Origin of the sequence: Brevundimonas balnearis (assembly GCF_042434805.1) — a bacterium.
Classification (GTDB): domain Bacteria; phylum Pseudomonadota; class Alphaproteobacteria; order Caulobacterales; family Caulobacteraceae; genus Brevundimonas; species Brevundimonas balnearis.
The window spans coordinates 498,860-524,771 of the sequence record NZ_JBHLSW010000003.1; the positions used below are offsets into that span (position 1 = coordinate 498,860).

22 protein-coding genes are annotated in these 25,912 nt (G+C 71.6%); 10 read left to right on the top strand and 12 right to left on the bottom strand.

The features are described from left to right. The 5 genes from ACFFGE_RS03610 to lpdA all read left to right on the top strand — a co-directional run bounded on the left by ACFFGE_RS03610 (position 1) and on the right by lpdA (position 4,455). On the top strand, positions 1-1,125 hold the full coding sequence (locus tag ACFFGE_RS03610) for an alpha-ketoacid dehydrogenase subunit beta (RefSeq protein WP_446680608.1): 1,125 nt from the start codon (positions 1-3) through the stop codon (positions 1,123-1,125). Further along, positions 1,125-2,411 carry a dihydrolipoamide acetyltransferase family protein gene (locus ACFFGE_RS03615; protein ID WP_376834381.1) on the top strand — a complete coding sequence of 429 codons (1,287 nt, stop codon included), beginning with the start codon at positions 1,125-1,127 and terminating at the stop codon, positions 2,409-2,411. Before ACFFGE_RS03610 ends, ACFFGE_RS03615 begins: the two co-directional genes overlap by 1 nt. Positions 2,412-2,472: 61 nt before the next feature. Continuing rightward, complete coding sequence (locus tag ACFFGE_RS03620) at positions 2,473-2,691, top strand: ribbon-helix-helix protein, CopG family (protein WP_054110286.1); 219 nt, start codon at positions 2,473-2,475, stop codon at positions 2,689-2,691. Continuing rightward, entirely contained in the window at positions 2,685-3,050 is a 366-nt protein-coding gene (locus tag ACFFGE_RS03625; protein WP_376834382.1) for a type II toxin-antitoxin system VapC family toxin, read from the top strand. Before ACFFGE_RS03620 ends, ACFFGE_RS03625 begins: the two co-directional genes overlap by 7 nt. A gap of 10 nt (positions 3,051-3,060) precedes the next feature. Next, positions 3,061-4,455, top strand: coding sequence for a dihydrolipoyl dehydrogenase (gene lpdA, locus ACFFGE_RS03630; protein WP_376834384.1), 1,395 nt, complete (start codon positions 3,061-3,063; stop codon positions 4,453-4,455). 43 nt (positions 4,456-4,498) lie between these two features. Here the strand turns inward: lpdA and pdeM are convergent, their stop codons facing one another. After that, the gene (gene pdeM / locus ACFFGE_RS03635) at positions 4,499-5,230 is read right to left on the bottom strand and encodes a ligase-associated DNA damage response endonuclease PdeM (RefSeq protein ID WP_376834386.1); all 732 of its coding nucleotides are present in this window, start codon (positions 5,228-5,230) and stop codon (positions 4,499-4,501) included. Between the two features lie 169 nt (positions 5,231-5,399). Continuing rightward, positions 5,400-8,030 (bottom strand): ligase-associated DNA damage response DEXH box helicase, encoded by a 2,631-nt coding sequence (locus tag ACFFGE_RS03640; RefSeq protein WP_376834388.1) that lies wholly within the window; start codon positions 8,028-8,030, stop codon positions 5,400-5,402. 226 nt (positions 8,031-8,256) lie between these two features. On the opposite strand from ACFFGE_RS03640, the gene ACFFGE_RS03645 reads away from it, so the two are divergent. Continuing rightward, positions 8,257-10,956: an ATP-dependent DNA helicase gene (locus ACFFGE_RS03645; protein WP_376835205.1), complete on the top strand. Its 2,700-nt coding sequence runs from the start codon at positions 8,257-8,259 to the stop codon at positions 10,954-10,956. A 116-nt stretch (positions 10,957-11,072) separates the two neighbouring features. Here the strand turns inward: ACFFGE_RS03645 and ACFFGE_RS03650 are convergent, their stop codons facing one another. The 4 genes from ACFFGE_RS03650 to ACFFGE_RS03665 all read right to left on the bottom strand — a co-directional run bounded on the left by ACFFGE_RS03650 (position 11,073) and on the right by ACFFGE_RS03665 (position 16,508). Further along, positions 11,073-11,984 carry a hypothetical protein gene (locus ACFFGE_RS03650; protein WP_376834389.1) on the bottom strand — a complete coding sequence of 304 codons (912 nt, stop codon included), beginning with the start codon at positions 11,982-11,984 and terminating at the stop codon, positions 11,073-11,075. Positions 11,985-12,023: 39 nt separating this feature from the next. Continuing rightward, positions 12,024-12,890, bottom strand: coding sequence for a 4-(cytidine 5'-diphospho)-2-C-methyl-D-erythritol kinase (locus tag ACFFGE_RS03655; protein WP_376834390.1), 867 nt, complete (start codon positions 12,888-12,890; stop codon positions 12,024-12,026). A 6-nt stretch (positions 12,891-12,896) separates the two neighbouring features. Beyond that, positions 12,897-14,654 carry a tetratricopeptide repeat protein gene (locus ACFFGE_RS03660; RefSeq protein WP_376834392.1) on the bottom strand — a complete coding sequence of 586 codons (1,758 nt, stop codon included), beginning with the start codon at positions 14,652-14,654 and terminating at the stop codon, positions 12,897-12,899. A 93-nt stretch (positions 14,655-14,747) separates the two neighbouring features. Then, complete coding sequence (locus ACFFGE_RS03665) at positions 14,748-16,508, bottom strand: electron transfer flavoprotein-ubiquinone oxidoreductase (RefSeq protein WP_376834395.1); 1,761 nt, start codon at positions 16,506-16,508, stop codon at positions 14,748-14,750. Positions 16,509-16,597: 89 nt separating this feature from the next. On the opposite strand from ACFFGE_RS03665, the gene ACFFGE_RS03670 reads away from it, so the two are divergent. Further along, positions 16,598-17,422 (top strand): uracil-DNA glycosylase, encoded by an 825-nt coding sequence (locus ACFFGE_RS03670; RefSeq protein ID WP_376834396.1) that lies wholly within the window; start codon positions 16,598-16,600, stop codon positions 17,420-17,422. Positions 17,423-17,424: 2 nt separating this feature from the next. On the opposite strand, the gene ACFFGE_RS03675 is transcribed toward ACFFGE_RS03670, so the two are convergent. The 5 genes from ACFFGE_RS03675 to ACFFGE_RS03695 all read right to left on the bottom strand — a co-directional run bounded on the left by ACFFGE_RS03675 (position 17,425) and on the right by ACFFGE_RS03695 (position 22,137). After that, positions 17,425-18,906: a DEAD/DEAH box helicase gene (locus tag ACFFGE_RS03675; protein WP_446680609.1), complete on the bottom strand. Its 1,482-nt coding sequence runs from the start codon at positions 18,904-18,906 to the stop codon at positions 17,425-17,427. 256 nt (positions 18,907-19,162) lie between these two features. Beyond that, positions 19,163-19,873: a lysophospholipid acyltransferase family protein gene (locus ACFFGE_RS03680; protein ID WP_376834398.1), complete on the bottom strand. Its 711-nt coding sequence runs from the start codon at positions 19,871-19,873 to the stop codon at positions 19,163-19,165. 10 nt (positions 19,874-19,883) lie between these two features. Further along, a complete protein-coding gene (locus ACFFGE_RS03685) occupies positions 19,884-20,546 on the bottom strand; it encodes a YdcF family protein (RefSeq protein ID WP_376834400.1) in 663 nt (220 codons plus the stop codon). Continuing rightward, positions 20,543-21,433: an ABC transporter permease gene (locus ACFFGE_RS03690; protein WP_376834402.1), complete on the bottom strand. Its 891-nt coding sequence runs from the start codon at positions 21,431-21,433 to the stop codon at positions 20,543-20,545. The genes ACFFGE_RS03685 and ACFFGE_RS03690 overlap by 4 nt, the downstream gene beginning before the upstream one ends. After that, entirely contained in the window at positions 21,430-22,137 is a 708-nt protein-coding gene (locus tag ACFFGE_RS03695; protein WP_376834404.1) for a cell division ATP-binding protein FtsE, read from the bottom strand. The genes ACFFGE_RS03690 and ACFFGE_RS03695 overlap by 4 nt, the downstream gene beginning before the upstream one ends. Before the next feature lie 69 nt (positions 22,138-22,206). On the opposite strand from ACFFGE_RS03695, the gene ACFFGE_RS03700 reads away from it, so the two are divergent. After that, the gene (locus ACFFGE_RS03700; RefSeq protein WP_376834406.1) at positions 22,207-23,160 is read left to right on the top strand and encodes an MJ0042-type zinc finger domain-containing protein; all 954 of its coding nucleotides are present in this window, start codon (positions 22,207-22,209) and stop codon (positions 23,158-23,160) included. Further along, positions 23,153-23,689, top strand: a complete 537-nt coding sequence (locus ACFFGE_RS03705) for a phosphoribosyltransferase (RefSeq protein WP_376834408.1) — start codon at positions 23,153-23,155, stop codon at positions 23,687-23,689. Before ACFFGE_RS03700 ends, ACFFGE_RS03705 begins: the two co-directional genes overlap by 8 nt. A gap of 3 nt (positions 23,690-23,692) precedes the next feature. Here ACFFGE_RS03705 and ACFFGE_RS03710 read toward each other — a convergent pair whose 3' ends face one another. Continuing rightward, positions 23,693-25,084, bottom strand: a complete 1,392-nt coding sequence (locus tag ACFFGE_RS03710) for a serine hydrolase (protein ID WP_376834410.1) — start codon at positions 25,082-25,084, stop codon at positions 23,693-23,695. A gap of 294 nt (positions 25,085-25,378) precedes the next feature. On the opposite strand from ACFFGE_RS03710, the gene ACFFGE_RS03715 reads away from it, so the two are divergent. Continuing rightward, positions 25,379-25,849 (top strand): phasin family protein, encoded by a 471-nt coding sequence (locus ACFFGE_RS03715; protein WP_376834412.1) that lies wholly within the window; start codon positions 25,379-25,381, stop codon positions 25,847-25,849. Positions 25,850-25,912: the final 63 nt, after the last annotated feature.

Here is a 25,912-nt window from a genome sequence, read left to right on the forward strand (position 1 = left end):
ATGAGCGAGCAAGCCTTCACCGAAGCGGACCGCACGGACGGCATCGAGCCCGACATGGTCGATCAGGACGCCGCGCCGGCCTCGACCGTCGGCGACAGTCCCGCCGTCGTGCCCATGAACATGATCCAGGCGCTCAACTCGGCGCTGGATGTGAAGATGACCGAGGACCCGAACGTGCTGTCGTTCGGCGAGGACGCCGGCTATTTCGGCGGCGTCTTCCGCGTCACCGACAAGCTGCAGCAGAAGCACGGCCTGATCCGCAGTTTCGACGCGCCGATCAGCGAGTGCGGCATCGTCGCCGCCGCCATCGGCATGGGCGCCTACGGCCTGCGCCCGGTCGTGGAGATCCAGTTCGCCGACTACATCTATCCGGCCTACGACCAGATCGTGTCCGAGGCGGCCAAGCTGCGCTACCGCTCGGCCGGCCAGTTCACCGCGCCCATCGTGGTGCGCTCGCCCTACGGCGGCGGCATCTTCGGCGGCCAGACGCATAGCCAGAGCCCGGAGAGCCTGTTCACCCACATCGCCGGGCTGAAGGTGGTGATCCCGTCCAACCCCTATGACGCCAAGGGCCTGTTGACGGCGGCGATCGAGGACGACGATCCGGTCATCTTCTTCGAGCCCAAGCGCCTCTACAACGGCCCCTTCGACGGCTGGCACGAGAAGCCGGTGTCGCCCTGGAAGGCCCAGGACCTGGCCCAGGTGCCGACAGGCCGGGTCGTCGAGCCGCTGGGCAAGGCGCGGATCATGCGCGAGGGCGCCGACGTCACCATCCTGGCCTACGGCACGATGGTCTGGGTCTCGCTGGCGGGCGCGGAGCACGCGGGCGTGGACGCCGAGGTCATCGACCTGCGCTCGCTCGTGCCGCTGGACATCGAGGCGATCGAGGCCTCGGTGAAGAAGACCGGCCGCTGCGTCATCGTGCATGAGGCGCCCAGGACCTCGGGCTTCGGCGCCGAGCTGTCGGCCCTGGTGCAGGAACGCTGCTTCCACCATCTGGAGGCTCCGATCACCCGCGTGACCGGCTGGGACACGCCCTACCCCCACGCCTTCGAGTGGGAATACTTCCCCGGCCCCGAGCGGGTGGCCGAGGCGCTGAAAGCCGTGATGTCGGGAGGTCGCTGATGGGTCGTTTCGTCTTCAAGCTGCCCGACGTGGGCGAAGGCACCGCCGAGGCCGAACTGGCCGCCTGGCACGTCAAGGTCGGCGACGTCGTGGCCGAGGACCAGGTCGTGGCCGACGTCATGACCGACAAGGCCACGGTCGAGATCACCAGCCCGGTGTCCGGCACCGTCTCCAAGCTCCACGGCGAACCCGGGCAGATGATGGCCGTGCGCGGCCCGCTGGTGGAGTTCGAGGTCGAAGGCGACGGCAACGCCGCGGCGGAGGAGTCGTCGCCGGCGCCGGTCCCGGCGGCCCCTGCCCCCGAACCCAAGTCCCTCGCTGCACAGATTGAGGTCGCCGGCGCCGCCCCGCCGAGCGCTCCCGCCCCCGCGCCGGCCCGACGTTCGGACGTCGCGCGCGATCCCAACCAGAAGCCCCTCGCCTCGCCTGCCGTGCGCAACCGCGCGCGGGAGCTGGGGATCGAGCTGCAGTTCGTCACGGGCTCCGGCCCGGCCGGGCGTATCGAGCACGCGGACCTGGACGCCTATATCGCCGGCGGCGCGCGCCCGGCGGCGCGCGGCGGCGCGGCGACCTACGCCAGGGCCGAGGGCTCAACCGAGGTCCGCATCATCGGCCTGCGCCGCAAGATCGCGGAGAAGATGGCCGAAAGCGTCCGGCGCATCCCGCACATCACCTACGTCGAGGAGATCGACGTCACGGCGCTGGAGGAGCTGCGGGCTCATCTGAACGCCCAGAACAAGGGCACGGACAGGCCGAAGCTGAACGTCCTGCCCTTCATCGCCCGCGCCATCGTCGTGGCGCTCCGCGACCAGCCGCAGATCAATGCCTGGTATGACGACGAGGCCGGGATCCTGACCCAGCACGCCGCCGTCCACCTGGGCATCGCCGCCCAGACGCCGAACGGACTGATGGTGCCGGTGGTCCGCCACGCCGAGGCGCGCGACGTCTATGACACCGCCGACGAGATCGCGCGGGTGTCCGGCGCGGCCAAGTCGGGCAAGGCGGCGAAGGAGGAGCTCAGCGGCTCGACCATCACCATCACCTCGCTGGGCACGCTCGGCGGCGTCGTCCACACCCCCATCATCAACCACCCCGAGGTCGCCATCGTCGGCCCGAACAAGATCCAGGAGCGGGTCGTGGTGAGGGACGGCCAGATTGTCGTGCGCAAGATGATGAACCTGTCGTCGTCCTTCGATCACCGCATCGTCGACGGCCACGACGCGGCGGTCTTCGTGCAGCGGATCAAGGGCCTCTTGGAACAGCCGGCGACGTTGTGGATGGGGTGAGACTGGCGGTTCGTCCCTGCACCGCTATATGATATACACAACGTATATCACGGAGGTCGAAATGCGAATTCTCGTGGACGCCGATGAGGGTCAAGTCGCGGCGCTGGACGCTTTGGCCAAGCGCGAGAAGCGGCCGCGCGCGGCTGTCATTAGAGCCGCGATCGACGACTATGTGGCCCGCCACAAACAGCCGGCGCCGCTCGCGGATTCGTTCGGCCTGTGGGGCAAGGACGGCGAGGACGGGCTCGCCTACCAGGAAAGGCTGCGCAGCGAGTGGTAGCGGCCCTTCTGGACTCCAACATTCTGGTCGATCACCTCAAGGGCTATCCCCAGGCGACGGCGGAAATCGAGCGATATCCGAATCCAGCGATCAGCATCGTGACCTGGATCGAGGTGATGGTTGGGGTGGGGGATGACTCGTCCGAACGCACTCGACAGTTTCTTGATCGGTTTATCGTCGTCGGGCTTACTGATGCCGTCGCGGAGCGCGCCGTCGAGATTCGCAAGGCGCGCCGCCTGAAGTTTCCGGACGCCGTGATCTGGGCCTCCGCCCAGACCACCGGCCGCCTCCTGGTCACCCGCAACACCAAGGACTTTCCGGCCGACGAGCCGGGCGTTCGCGCCCCTTACGCCCTCTGACAGGTTTCCGATGCAGCAGCTCAAGACGAAGGTCCTCATCATCGGCGCCGGCACCGGCGGCTATGTCGCGGGCATCCGCTGCGGGCAGCTGGGGCTGGAGACCGTGCTCGTGGACGGCGGCGACGGGCTGGGCGGCACCTGCCTGAACGTCGGCTGCATTCCGTCCAAGGCGATCATCCATGCGGCGGGCAAGTACGAGACGGTCGCCAAGGCGGCGGGCGACGGCGCCCTGGGCATCACGGCGTCAGCGCCCGCCATCGATCTGGTCAAGACGCGGGAGTGGAAGGACGGCATCGTCAGGAAGCTCAACGCCGGCGTCGCGGCCCTGCTGAAGAAGGCCAAGGTCAAGGTGATCAAGGGCTGGGCGACCTTCCAGGACGCCAAGACCTGTCGCGTCGAGACCGAGGACGGTCCGATCACCATCACCGCCGAGCACGTCATCCTGGCCACGGGGTCGGAGCCGGTCGAACTGCCCTTCCTGCCGTTCGGCGGCGACGTGATCTCCTCGACGGAGGCCCTGTCGCTGGACAAGGTGCCGGGCAGGCTGGTCGTGGTCGGCGGCGGCTACATCGGGCTGGAGCTCGGCATCGCATATCGCAAGCTGGGGGCCCAGGTCGCCATCGTCGAAATGGCCGACCGCATCCTGCCGCTCTACGACAAGGCCCTGACCGATCCGGTCGCCAAGTGGCTGACCGCCCATGGCGTCGAGCTGCATCTGGGGGCGAAAGCCGGGTCGTTCGGGGACGGCCGGCTGAACGTCACCACCAAGGACGGCGAGGCGGTCAAGCGGGACGCCGACAAGGTGCTGGTCACCGTGGGCCGAAAGCCCCGGACCCAGGGCTGGGGCCTGGAGACCATGGGCCTGGCCATGGATGGCCCGTTCGTGAAGGTCGACGACCGCTGCGCCACCAGCATGAAAAATGTCTGGGCCGTCGGCGACCTGACCGGCGAACCCATGCTGGCCCACAAGGGCTCGGCCCAGGGCGAGATGGTCGCCGAGATCATCGCCGGCAAACCCCGCCGGTTCGATCCGGTCTCGATCGCCGCCGTCTGCTTCACCGAGCCGGAGATCGTCTCGGCGGGCCTCGGTCCGGCGGATGTCGAGGGGCGCGACGACGTGATCACCTCGGTCTTTCCGCTGATGGCCATCGGCCGGGCGCTGGCCATCGAGGCGGGCGAGGACGGCGGCTTCGTGCGCGTGATCGCGTCCAAGACCGACCACCGCCTGCTGGGCATCCAGGCCGTCGGCCAGCACGTGTCGGAGCTGTCGAACAGCTTCGCCCAGATGCTGGAGATGGGCGCCCTGCTTGAGGACGTCGCCGGGACCATCCACGTCCACCCGACGTTGGGCGAGGCCTTCCACGAGGCGTCGCTGCGGGCGCTGGGCCACGCGATCCATATCTAACGAGCGCAATCATTCCTCCCCCTCTCTCGAGGGGGAGGAATGTTCAGGCCAGCCGCTCCCACGCCAGGGCGTGCACCTTCTCGCGGCCCAGCGCGGCGACGAGGGGCGGCGCGGAGAACAGTCCGGTGATGGCGGCATGGCGGACGTCGAGGCCGCCGGTGAAGGCGCCGAAGGCGGGCAGGATGATGCGGCGGCCGTCGGTCACGAAACACGGGCGGCGCACGCCCCGGCCATAGGCGGCGACGCGGGCGGCGGGGTGCAGGTGGCCTGCGACCTCGCCGACGGCCTCGCCCGGCTGGGGTTCGTGGATCAGGTGCAGCGCGCCCACCCGAAGCGTGGTGACCACCTCGCCGGTCAGCCGGTCCAGCGCGCCGGCCAGCGCCTGAAGGTCGTGGTTGCCCTCCAGCCAGATCCAGCGCCGCCCGGTCGCCAGGCGCGTCAGCCGGGCGTGTTCCGCCTCCCCCAGCCGCTCGACGGCGCGGGCGTCGTGGAAGCTGTCGCCCAGCAGCACGATCGTGGCGGGACCGAGGTCCTCGATCTCCGCCTCCAGCTTGGCCAGGGTCGCCGGACTGTCGTAGGGCGGCAGCATCTGGCCCCGAACGGCGAAGGCGGAGCCCTTCTCCAGGTGCAGGTCGGACGCGATCAGGGTCCGATGCGCCGGAACCCACAGGGCGCCCGAGCAGCGCAGGACGCAGGCTTCGCCCGCGACCGTCACCTTCAGGCCGCCGCAGGGATGGCGATAGGGTGACAGGGTCTGGCGCAGGGCCGCGTTCATCTTCCTTCTCCCCTTGTGGGAGAAGGTGGCATGCGGAGCATGACGGATGAGGGAGAGGCCGGCCCCAGGCTCATCGTCAAACGGCGAGCGGACTGAAACAGCGCCCTCATCCGAGCCGCGCTGCGGCCCACCTTCTCCCACGAGGGGAGAAGGAAAGTCGCGGCGACGCTCAAGACATCACCTCGGCCACCAGCGCCTCTTCGGAGAACTCCAGCGCGGTCTCGTCCAGGATCATCTCGGCCGCGCCGCCGCCCACCCGCTCGCGCCCGATCTGGACCAGCACCGGCACGCAGAAGGGCGACGGCCGCTCCAGCGGCTGATGGCGAATGCGGCCCTGGATGCGAGTCAACAGTTGACCCAGCCGCGCCACGTCCAGAAGCCCCGAGGCGGCGTCGGCCCGGGCGGTGCGGAGCAGCAGATGATCGGGCTGATGGCGGCGGAGCACGTCGTAGATCAGGTCGGTGGAGAAGGTCACCTGCCGCCCTGTCTTCTCGGCGCCCGGCTGGCGGCGCTCGATCAAGCCCGCGATCAGGGCGCAATTGCGGAAGGTGCGCTTCATCATGAAGCTCTCCTCCAGCCAGGTCTCCAGGTCGTCGCCCAGCATGTCGGGCTCGAACAGCCCGTCGAGGTCCAGCCCGCCCATTGGACGGATCGACCAGATGGCCAGGGAGTAGTCCGTGACCACGAAACCCAGCGGCCCCACCCCTAGGCGGTCCAGCCGGCGGGTCAGCAGCATGCACAGGGTCGAGTGCGCCAGCCGTCCCTCGAAGGGATAGGCGACGAGGAAGTTGCGCGACCCTCGGGGAAAGGTCTCGACCAGCATGGTGCCGGCGTCGGGGATGACCGAACGCGCCGCCTGAAGCTCAAGCCACTCCTGCACGTCGGGCGGCAGAACGCGCCAATGGTCGCGGTCCTGGATCATGTCGCGCACCCGCTCGGCCAGGCTGGTGCCGAGCGGGAACTTCGAGCCGCCCCAGGACGGAATCTTCGGGTCCACGTCGCGGGCGTGGGTCACCAGGGCGTCCGTCCCGCTGATGCCCTGATAGGCCCAGACCTGGCCGGCGAAGACGAAGGTGTCGCCGGGCGACAGCTGCTCGAAGTACCACTCCTCCGCCTCGCCGACCTTGCGCCCCGCGGTCCAGCGGGCGGCGCCGGTTCCGCCTCCACGACGATGGGCCACCTTGATGCTGAGCGTGCCCGCCGAGACGATGGCGCCGACGTTCATGCGGTGGCGCTGGGCGACCTGGGCGTTCCGGACCTTCCACAGACCCTCGCGCGTCCGCACGATGCGGGCGAAGCGCTCGTAGGTCCTCAGCGCATAGCCGCCGGTCGCGACCAGATCGACGACCTCCTCGAACGTCTCCCACCTGAGCTCGCGATAGGGCCCGGCGGAGCGGACCTCGTCGAACAGGTCGGCCATGTCGAAGGGTTCGGAACAGGCGCAGCCCATGACGTGCTGGGCCAGGGTGTCGAGGGTGCCCATGTGGACGGGCTCCCAGTCGAAGGCGTTCTCCGCCACCGCCTCGCGGGCGGCCTGGCATTCCAGCATCTCGAAGCGGCTGGCGGGCACCATCAGGGCGCGGGACGGTTCGTCCAGCCGGTGATTGGCGCGACCGATGCGCTGGACCAGGCGGCTCGCCCCCTTGGGCGCCGCGAGCTGGATGACCAGGTCCACGTCGCCCCAGTCGATGCCCAGGTCGAGGGTGGAGGTGCAGACCACCGCGCGCAGCTCGCCCCGCGCCATGGCCGCCTCGACCTTCCTGCGCTGCTCCGCCGCCAGGGATCCGTGATGCAGGCCGATGGGCAGGTTGTCCTCGTTGATCGCCCACAGCTGCTGGAACACGAACTCGGACTGCCAGCGCGTGTTGACGAAGATCAGGCTCATCCCCGAGCGCTTGATCGCCTCATAGACCTCCGGGATCGCATGGACGCCGGTATGGCCCGCCCACGGCACGCGCCCTTGGGAGATCAGCACGTCCACCACCGGCGGCGCGCCGGGATCGCCCTTGACTACTCGCACGCCTTCTCCCCTCGGGGGAGAAGGTGGCTCGCGGAGCGAGACGGATGAGGGGGCTGTTCGATCGGCCTCCCCGCCAGCCGATCCGTCCCCGGCCTCCCCCTCATCCGAGCGGCTCCGCCGCCCACCTTCTCCCCCGAGGGGAGAAGGACGATCCGGCGACAGCCACCCGGCGATCTTGTCCGGATCGTCCACCGTCGCCGACAGGGCCACCCGGCGCATGGCCGGCGCGAACCGCTGCAGCCGGGCCAGGCCGAGGCACAGCAGGTCGCCGCGCTTGCCGGACCAGATGGCGTGCACCTCGTCGATGACGACGCACTTCAGGTCCGCGAAATAGGCCCGCGCCCCGTCCCAGGCGAGGAACAGCGCCAGCTGTTCGGGCGTGGTCAGAAGGATGTCCGGGGGCTTCTGCCGCTGGCGCTGGCGCTTGGAGACATTGGTGTCGCCGGTGCGGCTCTCGACATGGATGTTCAGCCCGATCTGGCGGATCGGCGTCATCAGGTTGCGCTCGACATCCACCGTCAGCGCCTTGAGCGGCGACAGGTAAAGGGTGTGCACCCCCGACCCCGGCCCGCTCTCCGGCCGTATGCCGCGCGCGCTGAGCTCGATCAGGCTGGGCAGGAAGCCCGCCAGCGTCTTGCCGCCCCCCGTCGGCGCGACCAGCAGGGCGTGCTCGCCGGCCTCGGCCGCCGCGACCATCTCCAGCTGATGCCGACGCGGCGCCCAGCCACGCGAGGCGAACCAGTCGGCGAAGAGGGGGGGAAGGACGGGCGACGCGCTCACATCGTCCTGATACCATGTTCCCGTTCCGTTTCAGCCCCCAAGCGGCTATCTGTCTCGCGTGAATCCGCTTTCGCCTGACATCGACGCCGAGGCCCGACCGACGACGCTCGCCGCCCTGCCACCCGCGCTGGCCACGCCGCCGGGCGCGGGCGCGGTGGCGGACGCCGACGGGGCGCGCCGGATCGGACGGGGGGCGGCGGAGGCGCTGTTCACCGGCCCTGGCGTGATGGTGGCGCATGCGGGGCTGACGGCGCGGCGGCTGGGGCTGGCGCCGCCGGCGCGGTCGGCGACGGTCCTGGACGTGCTGGAGCTCTACGCCTTCGTGCGGCCGGCGACCTTCTGCGCCCCCTCCCCGACCGGTCTGGCGCTGGCGGTGGGCCTGGCCGAGCCGCGCGGGGCCGAGGCGCAGGCGCTCGCGCTGAGGGAGGCCGCGGGCCTGCTGCTGGCGGAGCTGGCGCGGCCCGACTATCCGAACCGGGAGACCGCCTACACCCTGAACGAGACGCTGGGCCGCGCCGGGTGGGCCTGGGCCGACCACGTCCGCGCGGCGCTGGCCGCCCAGCCGATGCGCGAGCGGCGCGAACGCGGCTCTGGCCTCGACGTCTGGGCGCGCCTGCCGGAGTGGGAGGATGAGGCGCCGCGCGGCGAGGCGGGCTCCGCGCCCGTCGACTCCGAGTCCGCGCGCATCCGGCTGGAAAAGCTGTTGCAGGCGTCGGGGCTGGACGAGGCCCGGCCCACCCAATCCGACTACGCGGCGGAGGCCGCCTTCGCCTTTTCGCCGCGCGACGAGGAGGGCCGGCCGCGCGTGCTGCTGGCCGAGGCCGGGACCGGGACCGGCAAGACCCTGGGCTATCTGGCGCCCGCGTCCCTCTGGGCCGAGCGGAACCAGGGGGCGGCCTGGGTCTCGACCTACACCCGCGCGCTCCAGCGCCAGATCGACCGCGAGAGCGCCAGCCTGTGGCCCGATCCGGACGTGCGGCGCAGGAAGGCCGTGGTCAGGAAAGGGCGCGAGAACTACGTCTGCCTGCTGAACCTGCAGGAGACCGTTCAGGCGGCGCAACTGGGGAACGGCGACCTGATCGGGGCGGCCCTGGTCGCGCGCTGGGCGCTGCACACCCGCGACGGGGACATGACCGGCGGCGACTTCCCCGGCTGGCTGCCCGGCCTGTTCGCGGTGTCGCCGGGCCAACAGGCCTCGGCCGCCAATCTGGTGGACCGGCGCGGCGAGTGCGTCCACGCCGCCTGTCCCCACTACCGCACCTGTTTCGTCGAGAAGACCATCCGCGCCAGTCGCCGCGCGGATCTGGTCATCGCCAACCACGCGCTGGTCATGACCCAGGCGGCCTTCGACGGGGCCCGCGCCGCGCGGGGCCTGAAGACCGACCAGGAGACGGCGGCGCTGAAGCGGATCGTGTTCGACGAGGGCCACCACCTGTTCGAAGCCGCCGACAGCGCCTTTTCCGCCTGCCTGTCCGGCCAGGAGGCGGCGGAGCTGCGCCGCTGGATCCGGGGGCCGGAAGGACGAGGACGACGCGGGCGCGGGCTGGAGCAGCGGCTCGGCGAGCTGTGCGCCGACAACGAGCAAGCTTCGAAGGCCCTGAATGACGCTCTCCGCGCCGCCGCGGCCCTACCCGGCGAGGGGGTGTCCGGCCGGATCGCGCCGCCGTCGGGCGAGGTGAACCCCATCGGGCCGATCGAGCGCTTCCTCGCCGCCGCCCTGGCCCAGCTGCGGGCGCGGGCGGGCGAGACCAACGTCTCCACCGAGTTCGGCCTGGAGTGCGCGCTGCGCCCCGTCACCGACCAGGTGGCCGAGACCGCGCGAGAAGCGGCGCAGGCGCTGGCCGCCATCGAGGCGCCGCTGCTCGCCCTGTCGCGTCACCTGGAGGACATCCTCGACGACGAGGCGGCCGAGCTGGAGAGCGCGGTGCGGGCCCGGATCGAGGGCGCGCTGCGCGGTCTGGACCGGCGCGCGCGGATGACCCTGCCCGGCTGGCGCGCGATGCTGGCGGCGCTGGAGGAGAGCTCGGACGAGCCCGACCCCGACTTCGTGGACTGGCTGTCGGCCGAGGCCGCGTTCGGCCGCATCCAGGACGTGGCCCTGCGCCGACACTGGATCGACCCCACCGTGCCGCTGGAGGCCGCGGTGGTGATGCCCTCGCACGGGGTGCTGGTGACCTCGGCGACCCTCAGCGATCCGCTGGCGGAGGATCCGTTCGACATGGCGCGGCTGCGCACCGGCTCGGCCCGCCTGGTCGAGCCCGCGCGCACCCTGAAGGTCGAGAGCCCCTTCGACTACGCCGCCAACAGCCGCGTCATCGTGGTCAACGACCTGACCAAGGACGATCCGCGCCAGACGGCGGCGGCCATGAGGGAGCTGTTCCTGGCGGCCGGCGGGGGGGCGCTGGGCCTGTTCACCGCCATCCGACGTTTGAAGGCGGTCTATGAGCGGCTGGGGCCCGAGCTGGCGAAGGCCGGCCTGCCGCTCTACGCCCAGCACGTCGATCCGCTGGAGGTCGGGGCGCTGGTCGACGTGTTCCGGGCGGAGGAGGACAGCTGCTTGCTGGGCACCGACGCGGTCAGGGACGGGGTGGACGTGCCCGGCCGCTCCCTGCGCCTGCTGGCTTTCGACCGCGCGCCGTGGCCGCGGCCGGACCTGCTGCACCGCGCGCGGCGCCAGAGGTTCGGCGGCGAGGGCGCGGCGGGCCGGCTCTATGACGACGCGCTCGCCCGCGCCCGGATCGCCCAGGCGTTCGGGCGCCTGATCCGGCGCGCCGACGACCGGGGCGTGTTCGTCATGCTGGACGCCGCCACCCCGACGCGGCTGTTCGCGGCCCTGCCGCCCGGCGCGGAGGTGCTGCGCATGGGGCTGGCCGAGGCGGTGGAGGCGGTGGAGCGATTTCTCGGATCATCTCCTCCCCCATCGTGATGGGGGAGGGGGACCGCGAAGCGGTGGAGGGGGCGACTCCAGACACCGGAGCTTGATCTCGCCCCCTCCACCATGCTGCGCATGGTCCCCCTCCCCCGCGCGCGGGGGAGGAATGATCAGGCCGCCGCTTGCCGGCGGGCGTCGGCCCAGCGGATCAGCGCCGCCCGCGGCCAGGCGACGATCCAGGACCGGGCCGTGTACTCGCCCGCCTCGATCAGGGCGCGGCGCGTGGGCGAGGAGGCGGCCGCGCGCTGGGTGTGGATCTCGTCCGGGCCCTGATGGACCATGAAGGCGCCGTGCTTCAGCGGATTGACCCGGAGGTAGGCGAGCCTCGGGCTGATCTCCTCCAGCGGCGGATCATAGAACCAGCTGGAGCCGAGCATGCCCGCCATGTGCGGCCGGCGCTTCAGGATTTCGGCCGCGGTGGCCCAGGCGCGGTCCCATCCGGCCTCGTTGAAGTCCGACAGCTCGCGGCTCTCGGTGTGCACCTCCAGCCAGGGCCTCCAGGCCTGGGCGCGGGCGTAATCCACGACCGAGGACCAGCCCCAGCCCTCGCGCGCGTGGCGCAGCACCTGGCCGGCCCCGAGCGGCGAGGTCAGGTCGATCATCTGGGTGCGGGCGCCGGGCACGCTGAGCGCCAGCGACAGCCGCACGTCCTTGGCCCAGAAGTCCGGATCGTAGGGCTCCGCCGCCTCGGCCAGGAAGGCGGCCATCCGGCCGGTCCACTCCGGATAGAGGGCGTGCACCTCGGGCGGCAGGTCTTCGGCCGCGGCGCGACCGGGCAGCTCCAGCGCCCAGAAGGCCACCAGTGCGCGGCGGTGGGCGTCGGTCAGACCGTCGCCGAAGTGCGCCTGAAGCGCCGCCTCGGCCGCGTGGCCCGGCAGGTCGAAGTTCCAGTGGGGCGCCGCCGCCGCCGCGTCGCGGGCGGCGAAAGGGGCGATGGCCTCGACGGCCGCCGCATCCTCGGGCGACAGTTCGGCCAGAACGGCCCGGAAGGCCGCGATATGATCGGGAGCGAGCGTTTCCATGCGGGCACGCTACCGCACGGCGGTGTGCGAAGGCTTAAGTCAGCCGCCCAGGCCACACCGCGCGACCCACCAGTCCGGCCGCTGGGCCGACACCCGCGCCGCCAGCGAGGCCGCGTCCGACCCGGATCGGCACAGGGCGAAGACCGTGGCCCCCGAACCGGACATGCGCGTGAGCGCCGCCTCCGGCGCCTCCCCGACGAGGCTCAACACCTCTCCGATGCGCGGCTCGAGGCGCACGGCCGGCGCCTCCAGATCGTTGCGCTGGGACCTGAGCCAGTCGATCACCCCGTCGAGCGTCCATGACGCCGGCGGATCGGGCAGGTCGGCCGACCCGCGCACCTCGACGTCATAGGCGCGGTAGACGGCGCCGGTCGGGGACGGCGCGCGCGGGTTGACGAGCACGGCGGGCAGACGCGGCAGCCGCGCTTCGGGCGCGAGCGCGTCGCCCCGTCCCGTCGCCCATGCCGTCTCCATCCTGAGGCACATCGGACCGTCCGCGCCGAGCGCGCCGGCGATCTTCTCCAGTTCACCCGCCGAGACGAGATCGCCGGTCAACTGATTGGCGAGCCTCAGCGCGGCGCCGGCGTCGGACGACCCGCCGCCCAGACCCGCGGCCACCGGCAGCCGCTTGTCGAGCGTCGCCGCGAAAGCCGGGCCCGGACGCCCCGCCGCCGCCGCGAAGAGGCCGAGCGCCCGCGCCACCAGATTGTCGACCTCGCCGACCAGGGCGTCGGCGAACGGTCCGGTGACCTCGAACGACATGCGGTCCGCGAGCGTCAACGAGACCTTGTCGCCGACATCGGCGAAGGCGACCAGACTGGCCAGGGGGTGATAGCCGTCGGCGCCCGGCGGGCCGACGTGCAGGAACAGGTTGACCTTGGCCGGCGCCAGGGCGGTCAGAGGCATGCGGGCCTAGCGATCCATGCCGGCGGTCTGGACCGGCGCGCCGCCGCCCGCCGCCTCGATGCGGGCCTCATAGGCGTCCAGACCGACCTCCAGCTTGGCCTCGGCGGCCGCGCGCTGGTCCTCGTCCGCATCCAGGGTCAGCACGCGCGACCAAAGGAAGCCCGCCTCGCGCCGACGCCCGACCTGCCAGTAGGCGTCGGCCAGGTGGCCGACGATCTCGGCGTTGGCGGGCTCCTTGGCCACGGCCCCCTCCAGGGTCTGCACCGCCGCCTCGTACTGCCCCTGCCGATACTGGGCCCAGCCCAGGGAGTCCTGGATGTTCCCGTTGTCCGGGGCGGCGGCGAAGGCGCGGGCGATCATCTCGGCCCCCTCCTCCACGCGCCCGCCGCGATCAACCCAGAGGTAGCCGAGATAGTTCAGAATATTGGGGTCGTTCGGCGCGGCCTGAAGCGCGGCCCAGAGCTCGGCTTCGGCCTCCGGGCCGCGGCCCACCGACTCATAGGCCGCGCCGCGCAGGAAACGGACGTCAGGGCCCTGGTTCGCCGTGTTCAGGACCGGTCCGTTCAGGAGCTCGAGCGCGGCGTCGAACTGTTCGGTCTGCATCAACAGGCCGGCCAGGCCGTAGTGGGTCGCGGCCGCGTCCGGCGTCGCGGCCAGCGCGCGCCGGGCCTCGGCGACCGCCGCGTCCGCCTCGCCGGCGGCTTCGAGGTTGTAGGCGATCGCCATGCGCGCCTGAGCATAGAACTCCGGCTGGTCAGGAGAGACCTCGGCGTAGACCAGTCGCGCGGGCAGGCTCATGCCCGCCTCGGTGAGGGTCTGTCCCAGCAGCAGCCGCGCGCCCTCGTCGTCGTTCAGGGCCAGCGACATGTGCAGATAGGCGATGGCGAACTCGTAGGCCCGGTCTCCGATCGCGGCCGTCGCCGCCGCCGTCAGGGCCGCGCCCGCCCGTTCGCGCAGTCCCGGGAGGGCCGGAGGGCGTCCGTTGCGGGAGAGGCGCTCGATCCCCTCCTCGACCCGGCCCTGGGGGCGCCCTTCGGCCTGATAGACCGCCAGGGCGGCGTCCCGTCGACGGGTTCTTTCCAGAAAGGCGCCGTAGGCCGATCGGAACAGGGCGATGTCCGGCGAGGCCGCCACCAGCTCGGCGTAGGCGGCGTCGGCCTCGGACCGGCGGCCCCGCGCCTCGAGCAGCTGCGCCCGCTGGAACCGCGCGAACACGGCCGTGCGGGCGTCGGAGCCGGCCTCGACCGGCGCCAGCGCCGTGTCCCAGTCGCCGGCCGCCGCCGCGATCCAGGGTGCGATGAAGCGGGCGGCGCGCGCATGCGGTTCGGCGATCGGCGCGGCTTGCAGCTGGCGATGAGCGTCCCTGGCCCGGCCTTCGGCGAAGGCGTGCACCACCGTGGCGAGCCGACCCGCCTCGATCAGCACCGGGGGAAGCTCGTCGCCGGTGGGAGCCGTGGCCGCCGCCTGGGCCACGTCGCCGGTCAGTAGCGCCGCGGTGAACGCCTGCTGGCGCACCCTCGCCTCGCCGTCCGCGATATCGGCGACCTGACCGAAATAGTCGGCCGCCAATGCCGTCTCGCCGGCGCCCACGGCCGAGCGCCCCGCGAGGAACAGGCCGTAGGCGGAGCGGCCTTCGGCATCGGCGAGGCGGCCGCTGAGATCGGGCTGGAGGGTGATGCGGGGCGGGCCGTCATCGGCGACCGCGCCGCCGGCGAGGGCCAGGATCGCGCCCGCGAGGGCGAAGGACTTCAGGCGATCAGACATTCAGGCATCCACGGCCGCCGGGAGGCGCGGCTGACCCACCCTTCCCGTTTTCCGTGGCGCCCGCAAGGCGCGGCCGGGCGATCGCGGCCGTCCTCACATGTTCGGATAGTTCGGCCCGCCGCCGCCCTCGGGCGTGGTCCAGACGATGTTCTGCGACGGGTCCTTGATGTCGCAGGTTTTGCAGTGGACGCAGTTCTGGGCGTTGATGACGAAGCGCGGGTCGGTCTTCGCCGCCTCGTCGCCGTACACGACCTCATAGACCCCGGCCGGGCAGTACAGGCGCGCCGGCTCTCCATACTTCGGCAGGTTCACCCGGATCGGCACGGTCGGGTCGATCAGCTTCAGGTGCGCCGGCTGATCCTCGGCGTGGTTGGTGTTGGAGATGAACACCGAGCTCAGCTTGTCGAAGCTCAGCCTTCCGTCGGGCTTGGGATAGGCGATCGGCTTGTGGTTCGCCGCCGGCTCGGTCGAGGCGGCGTCGGACTTGCCGTGCTTGACGGTGCCGAAGGGCGACCAGCCGCCGAACAGCTGGGTGATCTGCATGTCGATCCCCCCCAGCAGGGTGCCGAACGTGGCGCCGAACTTCGACAGCAGCGGCTTGACGTTCCGGACCAGCTTCAGCTCGCGGGCGATGTCGGACGCCTCATAGGCGGCCTGGTACTCGTCGAGCGTATCGCCCGCCCGGCCCGCGCCGATGGCGTCGAAGGCCGCATCGGCGGCCAGTATGCCGGACTTGATGGCGTTGTGGCTGCCCTTGATCCTGGGCACGTTCACCAGGCCCGCCGAGCAGCCGAGCAGCACGCCGCCGGGGAAGGCCAGCTTCGGCACCGACTGGAAGCCGCCCTCGACGATGGCGCGGGCGCCGTAGGAGATGCGCTCGCCGCCCTCCAGGTGCTCGGCGATCGCCGGGTGGTGCTTGAAGCGCTGGAACTCGTCGAACGGCGACAGGTGGGGGTTGCGATAGTTCAGGTGCACCACGAACCCGACCGACACATAGCGATCGCCGAAGTGGTACATCCAGGAGCCGCCGCCGGTCTTGTCGTCAAGCGGCCAGCCGAGGGTGTGCTGGACATAGCCCGGCCGGTGTTTCTCGGCCGGCACCTGCCACAGCTCCTTGACGCCGATGCCGTACTTCTGGTGGTCGCGGCCGTCGTTCAGCCTGTGGCGCGAGATGATGGTCTTGGCCAGCGACCCGCGCACGCCCTCGGCGATGAAGACGTACTTGCCGTTCAGCTCGATGCCCGGCTGGAAGTCGTCGGTCGGCTTGCCCTCGCGGTCGATGCCGAAGACGCCGGCGATGACGCCCTTCACCCGACCGGACGGTTCGTCCCAGACGACGTGGCTGGCGGCCATGCCGGGATAGATCTCCACGCCCAGCCCCTCGGCCTGCTCGGCCAGCCAGCGGCACAGGTTGCCCAGCGACCCGGCGTAGCAGCCGTGGTTCTTCATATAGGCGGGCTGCGGCAGCCAGCTGATGTCCAGCTGCCCCTGCGGCCCCAGCACCAGGAACTTGTCCTCGGTCACCGGCGTGTCCAAGGGCGCGCCGCGCGCCTTCCAGTCGGGAAACAGCCGGCTGAGGCCCGACGGGTCGATCACGGCGCCCGACAGGATGTGCGCCCCGACCTCTGAGCCCTTCTCGAGCACCGCGACGGAGACCTCGCGGCCTTCCTTCTCCGCCCGCTGCTTCAGGCGGATGGCCGCGGCGAGACCGGCCGGGCCGGCCCCGACGATGACGACGTCGTACTCCATCACGTCGCGCTCGACGCCCTGCAGCGCCTCCAGCGGCGGCAGGTTGTCCAGGATGGCTTCCTGACGGGCGTCGGCGGCGCCGCCCTCGATCGCTTGTTCGGCCACGTTGGACGTATCCTCGTTTCTTGAAGGGTCTTTGACCCGCTTATCGGGAGGTGACGCCGGGGCGGTCAAGGACTATCCCGGTCCTGACGATGAACGCACCCGCCGACATATCGCCTCAGGAGGCCCAGGCGCTGGAGGCGTTTCTCGCCTTCTGGGCCGACGCAGGGGTCGAGGCGGCCTATGACGACGCGCCCATCGACCGCACGATCCAGATCGCGCCCCCGCCGCCCGCGCCCGTGACGGCGAGGCCCACGCCGGTGGCGACGCTGGCCGCCGCGGGCGTGCCCGACGCCGACGAAGCGGCGGCCGAAGCGCGCCGGCTGGCGGCGGCTTGCGATGATCTCGAGGCGCTGAAGGCGGCGATCGCCGGCTTCGAAGGCTGCCCGTTGAAGCTGATGGGCGCGCGTCAGGCGGTGTTCGCGCGCGGTCGCCCCGACGCCCCCCTGCTGCTGATCGGCGAAGGGCCGGGCGCCGAGGAAGACGCGCAGGGCCTGCCGTTCGTGGGGCGCGCGGGGCGGCTGCTGGACCTGATGCTGGAGGCGGCGGGCCTGAAGGATCAGGTGCTCATCACCAACACCGTCTTCTGGCGACCGCCGGGCAACCGCACCCCGTCACCGGACGAGCAGCGGGTGTGCGCCCCGTTCGTGGAGCGGACCTTCGCCCTGGTCCGGCCACGCGCCGTGCTGCTGCTGGGCGCGGCGGCGGCGCGATCGGTGCTGAAGACCGACGACGGGGTGATGAAGCTGCGCGGGCGCTGGCGGGACTGGCGACTGCCCGAGGGGGGCCCGGACGGGATGATCGAGGCGCCGGTGATGACGACCCTTCACCCCGCCTTCCTGCTGCGCCAGCCCCAGGCCAAGGCGGCCGCATGGGCCGACGTGCTGGAGGTGGCGGCGAAGCTGGACGAGGGCTGAGCTCAGCCCTTCTTCTCGCCCCAGCCCTTGCCGCCGTTGGACGGCCGGCGACGGCGGCGCTTCAGCTTGGCGACCGCGGCCGGCTCGCCCGCCGCGTTGGTCTTGGGCCGCTCGCCGGACATCGGGTCGTAGTTGGACGGCGTGGACGGCCCGCGCTCGCGACGCTCGCCCTTCCTGGGGCGATGGGGCTGGCCGCCGTTCGCGGGACGCTGACCGCGACGGCGCTTGCGGCCGGGCCCGTCCTCGCCGCGCGGCTTGGTCTCGGCCTCGGGCAGGGTCGGCTTCTTGCCGACGCCCGCCGCCATGATGGCGGCGTCCAGGCGGCCCAGCTCGGCGTCGTTGCGACGGTCCGTGGCCGGGATCTTCTGACGCGTGACCTTCTCGATGTCCTTCAGCAGCTTCATCTCGTCGCCGGCGACGAAGCTGATCGCCGAGCCGTCCGCGCCCGCGCGGGCCGTCCGGCCGATACGGTGCACATAGGCCTCGGGCACATAGGGCAGCTCGTAGTTGACGACGTGGGTGACGCCGTCGATGTCGATGCCGCGCGCGGCGATGTCGGTGGCGACCAGCACCCGGAGCTTGCCGGCCTTGAAGGCCGCCAGGGTCCGCTCGCGCTGGGACTGGCTCTTGTTGCCGTGGATGGCCCCCGCGCCGACGCCGCCGGCTTCCAGATAGGCCGCGACCTTGTCGGCGCCGTGCTTGGTCTTTGTGAAGACCAGCACGCGGTTGAAGGCGTCGTCGGCGAACAGCTCCTGCAGCAGGGCGCGCTTGCGACCCTGCTCCACCCACACGACCGACTGCTTGATGCGCTCGACGGTGGTGGACTGGGGCGTGACCTGGACCTTGACCGGGTCCTTCAGCAGCTCGCCCGCCAGCTTGCCGATCTCGGTCGGCATGGTCGCCGAGAAGAACAGGTTCTGGCGGCGCACGGGCAGGCGCGAGGTCACCTGGCGGATCGGCTTGATAAAGCCGAGGTCCAGCATCTGGTCGGCCTCGTCCAGGACGAAGATCTCCGTCGCCGACAGGTCGACGTTCTTCTGCTGCACATGGTCCAGCAGGCGGCCGGGGGCGGCGACCAGCACGTCCAGACCCTGTTGCAGGGCGCGGATCTGCGGGCCGTAGCTGACGCCGCCGAAGATCACGGCGACGCGGAAGCCGAGGTGCTGGCCGTAGGCCTTGAAGCTTTCGGCGATCTGGCTGGCCAGCTCGCGCGTGGGCGACAGGATCAGGCAGCGGGTGGTGCGCGGCGTCGGCGCGATCCGGTTGGCGGCCAGCCGATGCAGGATCGGCAGGGCGAAGGCGGCGGTCTTGCCGGTGCCCGTCTGGGCGATGCCGAGCAGGTCCTTGCCGGTCATCACCTGGGGGATGGCCTGGGTCTGGATCGGGGTGGGCCGCTCATAGCCTTCGGCCTTCAGGGCCTGAAGAAGGAGCGGATTCAGGCCCATGCTTTCAAAGCCTTGGGCCGGGGTCTTGATGTCTGACACTCGGTCGATCGTCTTTCGCGTGCGACGGGGCGCAGGCGAGACCGGACAGGTCTCATGGGCCGCGCGCCGCCTTGGCCCCGGATGTCGGAGCCAGTTTCGGGCGCCGCCCCGCGTGTCCGGGCGACAGATGGAGTTTGAGGACCCGGCGGCTTCTACAGAGCGGCTCTCGGTCAGACCGAAAACCCACACGCGCTGGAGCACGCCGAAGGTCGCGAGAGTGCGACGGGGCGGCAGATGGGCCCGAATGACGGCGAAGTCAAGGCGCGAGCAGCAGGCGGGTCGAGGCGCTCTCGATCGAATGCTCCAGGCGGGCCATGAACTCGGCGCGCTTGAGCCCGGCCTCGATGGGCGGCAGGAACTCGAACACCACGGTCCCCGGCCGGCGCATGAACCCGTGCGCGGGCCAGTGAAGGCCGGAGTTGGTGGCGACGGGCCAGCAGGGCCCCTCCAGATCCCGATAGATGGCGGCCACGCCCGGCTTGTAGTCCGCCGGCTGGCCCGGCTGGGTGCGGGTGCCCTCGGGGAAGATCACGATCTGGCGGCCGTCCGCCAGCCGGGCGCGGGCCTGACGGGCCATGTCCTTCAACGCCTTGGCGTGGCCGGAGCGATCCACCGCGATCATCCGCGTCTTCCAGGCGAACCAGCCGAAGAAGGGCAGCGGCATCAGCTCCTTCTTCAGCACGAAGCAGGCGTCGGGCAGCAGCGCCAGCAGCGCGACGACGTCGAGCATGCCCTGATGCTTGGACGCCACCAGCGCGGCCCCGCGCGGCCGGTGCTCCAGCCCCCGGACCTCCACCTTCACGCCGGCGATCCAGCGCAGGCCGAACAGCACGAACTTCGCCCAGCCGCGCACCACGCCCATGGCCGGCCGGTGCGGCCCGAGCAGCGCCGGAGACAGGCCGACGGCGAACAGCACCATCGACAGATAGAGCCACAGCACGAACAGTAGCGAACGCAGCGCGGTCATCGAGACGAACTCACTTCTGGGCCGCCAGGGCCTGATCCGCCGTCTCGGCCGCCGCCTTCATGGCCTCGCGCGTGGCCTCCGCCGAACGGTCGCCGAAGACGCGGCGGATGCCTTCCCGGACCATCACGCCGAGGTACTTGTTGTATTCCAGCGTCATCCGGCGCGCCGTCTCCGCCGCGCGCCACCAGCGCGAACTGTGCAGCGAGGGGGTGGAGACCGCATAGGGCGTCAGTTCGACCCCCGGCGCGGCGCTGCGGATCTCCAGCAGGCTGCGCGGCATGTGATAGTCGGAGGTTACGACGATCAGACTGTCGTAGCCCTTGGCCTCGGCCCAGGCGGCGATCTCCTGGGCGTTGCCGAGCGTGTCCTCGGCGTCGAAGCCCAGATCGACGCAGCAGTCGAACAGCCGGTTCGAGCCGGGGGTCAGGGCCCGCAACTCCTGGCGGCGCACCTCCCGGTTCACGCCGGACACGAGCAGGCGCTCGGCCTTGTCCCGCTCGAGCAGGCGGATCGCGGCGTTGATTCGCTCGGCCGAGGGGCCGGTCAGGGCGACGATCCCGTCGGCGCCCGCGGGCTCGGTCGCGGGCGTGAAGTCGCGCACCCGCTCGGCGAAGGCGAACAGGCCCGCCAGCCAGATCAGGGCGACGATGGCGATGGCCGCCAGAAGCTTCATCGATACTCCTCGGCCACGGCGATCGCCCGGCGCGCGGCGAGCCTAGCCGCGACGGCCGCCACGGTAAACGCGATGGGCGGACACGCCAGCGTCAGCCACAGGTCCCGCCACGCCACCGGCAGCGCCGGAGTCAGGCCCCCCTCCCCACCCAGCAGGCGCACGAGCGCCACGAGGACGACGGCCGCCACGCCGCCGCCGAAGGCCGCGCCGGCCGCGAGCAGGGCGAATCGCCGCTGGAACAGCCCGGCGATGGTCGAATCGGTCGCCCCGTTCAGGCTCAGCACCTGGATCACCGGCGCGGCCGCCGCGACGCCCGCCTGGGTGGCGTAGGCGATGGCGGCGCCGGCCGCGAACGCGATCAGCAGGAAGGCGGCGCCCGCCAGCATCACGACGGTCAGCGCCGACCGCTCCACCCCCCGCCGCCAAAGGCTGTGATCGTCGACCACCGCGTCGACCCCGGCGGCGGCCAGCGCCCGGCTGAGCGTGGGGGCGCTGGCGGGGGCGTCGGGCGTCAGGCGCACGGCCACCAGGGTGGGCGTCGGCAGGTCGTCGGGCAGGCGTTCGCCCAGCCAGGGCCGCAGCAGGTCGCTCGCCTCCTCCTCGGTCAGGGCCGCCGCCTCTTCGACGCCGGCGACGCCGGCGAGCGTCTCCGCCGCCCGGGCGGCCGCGCCCGCCGGCGTCTCGTCGGCTCGGGGGCGCACGATGACGGTGGCCTCGGACCGCAGCTGACGCGCCCAGCCGTCCGCCGCCCGGTCCGCCGCCGCCGCGCCGATGGCGGCCAGGCAGGCCAGGAAACATAGAACCCCGATCACCGCCGCCAGCCAGGGCGCGCCCGCGGCCTGGGGCGGCAGCAGGGGCCCGCCGCGCTGAACGAACCGGCCGATCACGACGACGCCTCCAGACGACCCTTCGCCAGCCTGAGCCTGCGGGCCCCGGATCGCGCCGCCAGGGCTTCGTCGTGACTGGCGATCAGCACCGTCGCGCCGAGCCGGTTCAGCGACTGGAACAGCTTGAGCAGCCGCGTCGCCATGGCGGAATCGACGCTGCCCGTGGGCTCGTCGGCCAGGATCAGCTCCGGACGGTTGATGACGGCCCGCGCGATCGCCAGCCGCTGCTTCTCGCCGCCGGAGAGCTGGGGCGGGGTCGCCTCCGACGCCTCGGCCAGGCCGACCCACGCCAGCATCTCGTGCACGTCCGCCGCATAGTCGTCCGCCCGCCGTCCCGACAGGCGCAGGGGCAGCGCGACGTTGTCGAAGGCGCTGAGATGATCAAGCAGCCGGAAATCCTGGAACACCAGACCCATGCGGCGGCGGAACTCGGGACGGCGCCCCCGCGCGAGACGGCCCATATCCTGGCCGAACAGCTCGAGCGTCCCCGACGTCGGACGCGCCGACAGGGTCAGCAGCTTCAGCAGCGAGGACTTCCCCGCCCCGCTCGCCCCGGTAAGGAAGTGGAAAGAGCCGCGCGGCAGAATGAGGTTAACGTCCCGAAGCACCGGGTCCGCGCCGTCGTAGCCGAAGGTCATCCCCTCCAGGCGGACGGTCGGTAACGCGGATGGCGCTTCGGCGGCGCGACGGGTCGGCTCGGTCATGGATTTCGCGGATATGGCGCCCGGCGCGCGCCGACAGGAGGGAGGCGGCGCGCCTCGTATGCTTCGGCCATGATACTGACCTGTCCGGAGTGCGCCACAAGCTATTCAGTGCCGGACGAGGCGCTGGGCGCCAAGGGCCGGCGCGTGCGCTGCCAGTCGTGCGGCCACGTCTGGACCGCGACGGCCGACGAGCCCCTGGCCCTGACGCCGCTCGCCTCGCCCACGACTCCGGCGGGCGCCAAGCCGGCCCCGGAGCCGGCGCCGTCCGAATCCCTCGCCGAGACCCCCGCGCCGGAACTGCCTCGCGCCTACCGGGCCCGCGCCGAGCAGCAGCGCCGCATCCGCCGCGCGGCGGCGCACGGGGCGGTCTGGGCCGGCCTGGCCAGCGCCTTCGTCGGCATTCTCGGCGCCGCGTGGCTGTTCCGGGTCGATGTGGTGGAGGTCTTCCCCCGCGCGGCCGCCGCCTACGCCGCGGTCGGCGTGCCGGTGAACCCCGTGGGGCTGGAGTTCGAGGCGCTGAGCGCGCGTCAGTCCCTGCGGAACCCCGAGATGGTCGTGGTCTCCGGCGCGCTTCGCAACGTGCGGGATCATGAGGTCGGGGCGCCGGCGGTGCGGGTGGCGCTGCTGGACTCCCACGGCGGGGAGATCGGACACGCGGTGGTGCAGATCGACTCCGCCCCCGTCCTGCCCGGCGGCGTGCAGGGCTTCGCGGTCCTGATCCGCGACGCCGGCGGCAAGGCGGCCGACGTGGGCGTCGATTTCCTCCTGGAGCAGACGACGCCCACGGCGGCTCCCGCCCACGCGACCCCGGCCGAAGATGAAGAGCATGCGCCCGCCGAGGAGCCGCCGCCCGCCCCCGCTCACGGGGCCGTGACGGCCCACGCCGGAGAGCCCGGGCCGGCGTCCGGCCTGCGACCGGCGCTCGACATCGACCACGGCGCGCCGGTCGACGTGGCCACGCCGTCGGCCGCGGCCCTCGACAGCCACGCGGGCGAGGCGGTATCCGCCCCGCATCATGGCTGATCCCCGACCGGCGCACGGAACCGTTCTCCTGACCGAAGCCGAGGTGGCTGCGCGCGTGGCCGACCTGGCGCGCCGGATCGCGCCGCGCATCGACGACGACACCGTCGCCGCGGTGCTGCTGACCGGCGGGATCTGGTTCGCGGCCGACCTGACCCGCGCCCTGGCGCGCGAGGGGCGGACGGTGCGGTTCGACGCCCTTTGGCTGTCCTCCTATGGCGACGACAAGACCAGCCGGGGCCGCATCGAGGTGCGCGCGCCGTTCCAGCGCGAGATGCGGGGACGGCGGGTGCTTATCCTGGACGATGTGTTCGACACGGGCCTGTCACTGGCCGAGGCGGCCCGCCTCGCGGGCGAGGCGGGCGCGTCCGAGGTCCTGACCTGCGTCTTCGCCCGCAAGCCGTGGCCGGAGCCGCGCGCGATCGCGCCGGACTTCGTCGGATGGGAGGCGCCCGCGCGCTATCTTGTCGGCTACGGCCTGGACTCGGCGGGCGCGCTCAGGGGCCTGCCCGACATCCGGGCGCTGGACTGAGGCTCAGTCCGGCCGCACCACGGAACAGGTCACCCGGCGTTCCGACAAGGTCGCGCACGCGTCCCGAGCGGCCTGTTCGGTCAGCCCGATGAAGCGCGAGCGGTACCACTCGCCGGCGGCCTGGACGGTCTGCTCGGCGCCGCGGAACTGGGTGCGGAAGCGGCGATTCACCTCGGTGAGCCACCCCTGAGCGACGTCGCGGTCGCGGAAGGCCCCCACCTGGACCGCCCAGCGTTGGGCCGGTTCACGCGCGGGCTCGCGGGCGGGCGTCGCCGCCTCCCGCACGCCGCCGTTCAGCCGGTCCGTCAGGCTGCCGCCGGCGTCCGCGCGCACGGCCGACGGGGGCGGCGTCACCCGAGCGGGGGGCTCGGCGCGCGCCGGCAGGGCCGTATAGGCGACGAGCGCGGAGCCCACGGCGTCGTCCGCCGCATCGACGGGGGCGGGCGTGTTTCGAACCTCGGCGTAGGCGACCGGTCCGTCGCCGCTCAGCCCGCCGCCGCCGCCCAGGCCGAAGCCGCGCTGTTCGAAGAAGCTCTGCGCCACCTGGATCGGCTGGCCCTGCGCGCGCAGGCGCTCCAGCTCGAATCCCGTGTTCATCAAATCGGCCACGTGCTCGTTGCGCGACGCGGTCGAACGCCCGCCCAGTACGATGGTGTTGATCCGTCGCCCGTTCCGCACGGCCGAGGCCGCGAGGTTGTAGCCCGACGCGTTGGTGTAGCCGGTCTTGATGCCGTCATACCCCTGGCCGCTGTGCAGCAGGCCGTTGGTGTTGGAGTACTCCCGCCCGTTATAGACCCAGTGCTGCTGGCCGAAGTAGTGGTAATACTGGGGGAAATCCCGCATGACGGCGCGCGTCAGGATCGCCAGGTCCCGCGCGGTGGTCAGTTGTCTGGCGTCCGGCAGTCCGTGGGGATTGGCGAACCGGGTCTGGCTCATGCCCAGCTGCTGGGCCTTCAGCGTCATCTGGGCGCAGAACCTCGCCTCGGACCCGCCCACGTGCTCGGCCAGGGCGACCGCCATGTCGTTGGCCGACCGGACCGCCAGGGAGCGCATGGCGTCATCGACCGTGATGGTCTGGCCGGCCGCGAGACCCAGCTTCGACGGCGGCTGCGACGCCGCCCGGGGCGAGACCGTGATCTCGTCGGTCAGCTTGATGCGGCCTTCGGCCAGGGCCTCAAAGGTCATGTAAAGGGTCATGACCTTGGTGATCGAGGCCGGGTAGCGACGGGCGTCCGCGTGACGGGCGAACAGCACCTCGCCGGTCGCCGCGTCCACCACGATGGCGGCGTAGCGGACGTTCTCGCCCGACTGGGCGACCACCGGATCGGGAGACGGCGCGGCGACCGAGGCCAGGAGGGCGACGGCCCCGATGGGGAGAGCTCGGCGAAGAGACATCATCTTCGTACGTGCGGCCTCTGCTGCGGCTAGGCGACGACGGCCCCCCGTCGCGACGCGATCGCGAAAACTCTATCATGGCCTCGGGGCCTTGCACGTCGGTTAACGCGGTCTGAACGCAGATGTGAAGCCCTATCCCCGCTCGATTGAACGGTTATCGCCGTTCATATTGTGCGGTGCACAAAAACTCTTGACCGTTGTTCGCGCTTGCAGCATAAGGCCGGCACGCGAGGGCTCGCCCATCGCGAGAAAAATCATAACCGGCTGAACCCCACTCGTTTCAGGAGCATCCCCATGGCCGACACCGCCGAAACCGTGAAGAAGACCGTCGAACAAGCCACCGCCACCGCCAAGGTCAACGCCGAGAAGGCCCAGGCCGCCGGCGCCCAGGCGTTCCGCGAAACCGTCGACCGCTCGGTCGCGGGCATGACCGAGCTGTCGACCCACGGCAAGAAGAACCTGGAAGCCATGGTCGAGTCGGCCACGGCCGCCCAGCGCGGCGCCGAAGCCCTGTCGCAGCAGGCTCTGAACTACTCCAAGAAGACCTGGGAACAGAACCTGTCGGCCGCCCAGTCGATGGCCCAGGCTCGTTCGGTCCAGGAGCTGGTCGAGCTGCAGACCAACTTCGCCAAGTCGTCGATCGAGACCTACCTGTCGGAAGTCACCAAGATGACCGACACCCTGACGGCCTCGATGAAGGACAGCTTCAAGCCGATCAACGAGCGCGTGACCGCCTCGGTCGAGCGCTTCCAGGCCGCCCGCTAAGTCGAGCGACCTGACGGCGACCGAAGGGCCTCCGGGGCGACCCGGGGCCCTTTTCGCGTCCTG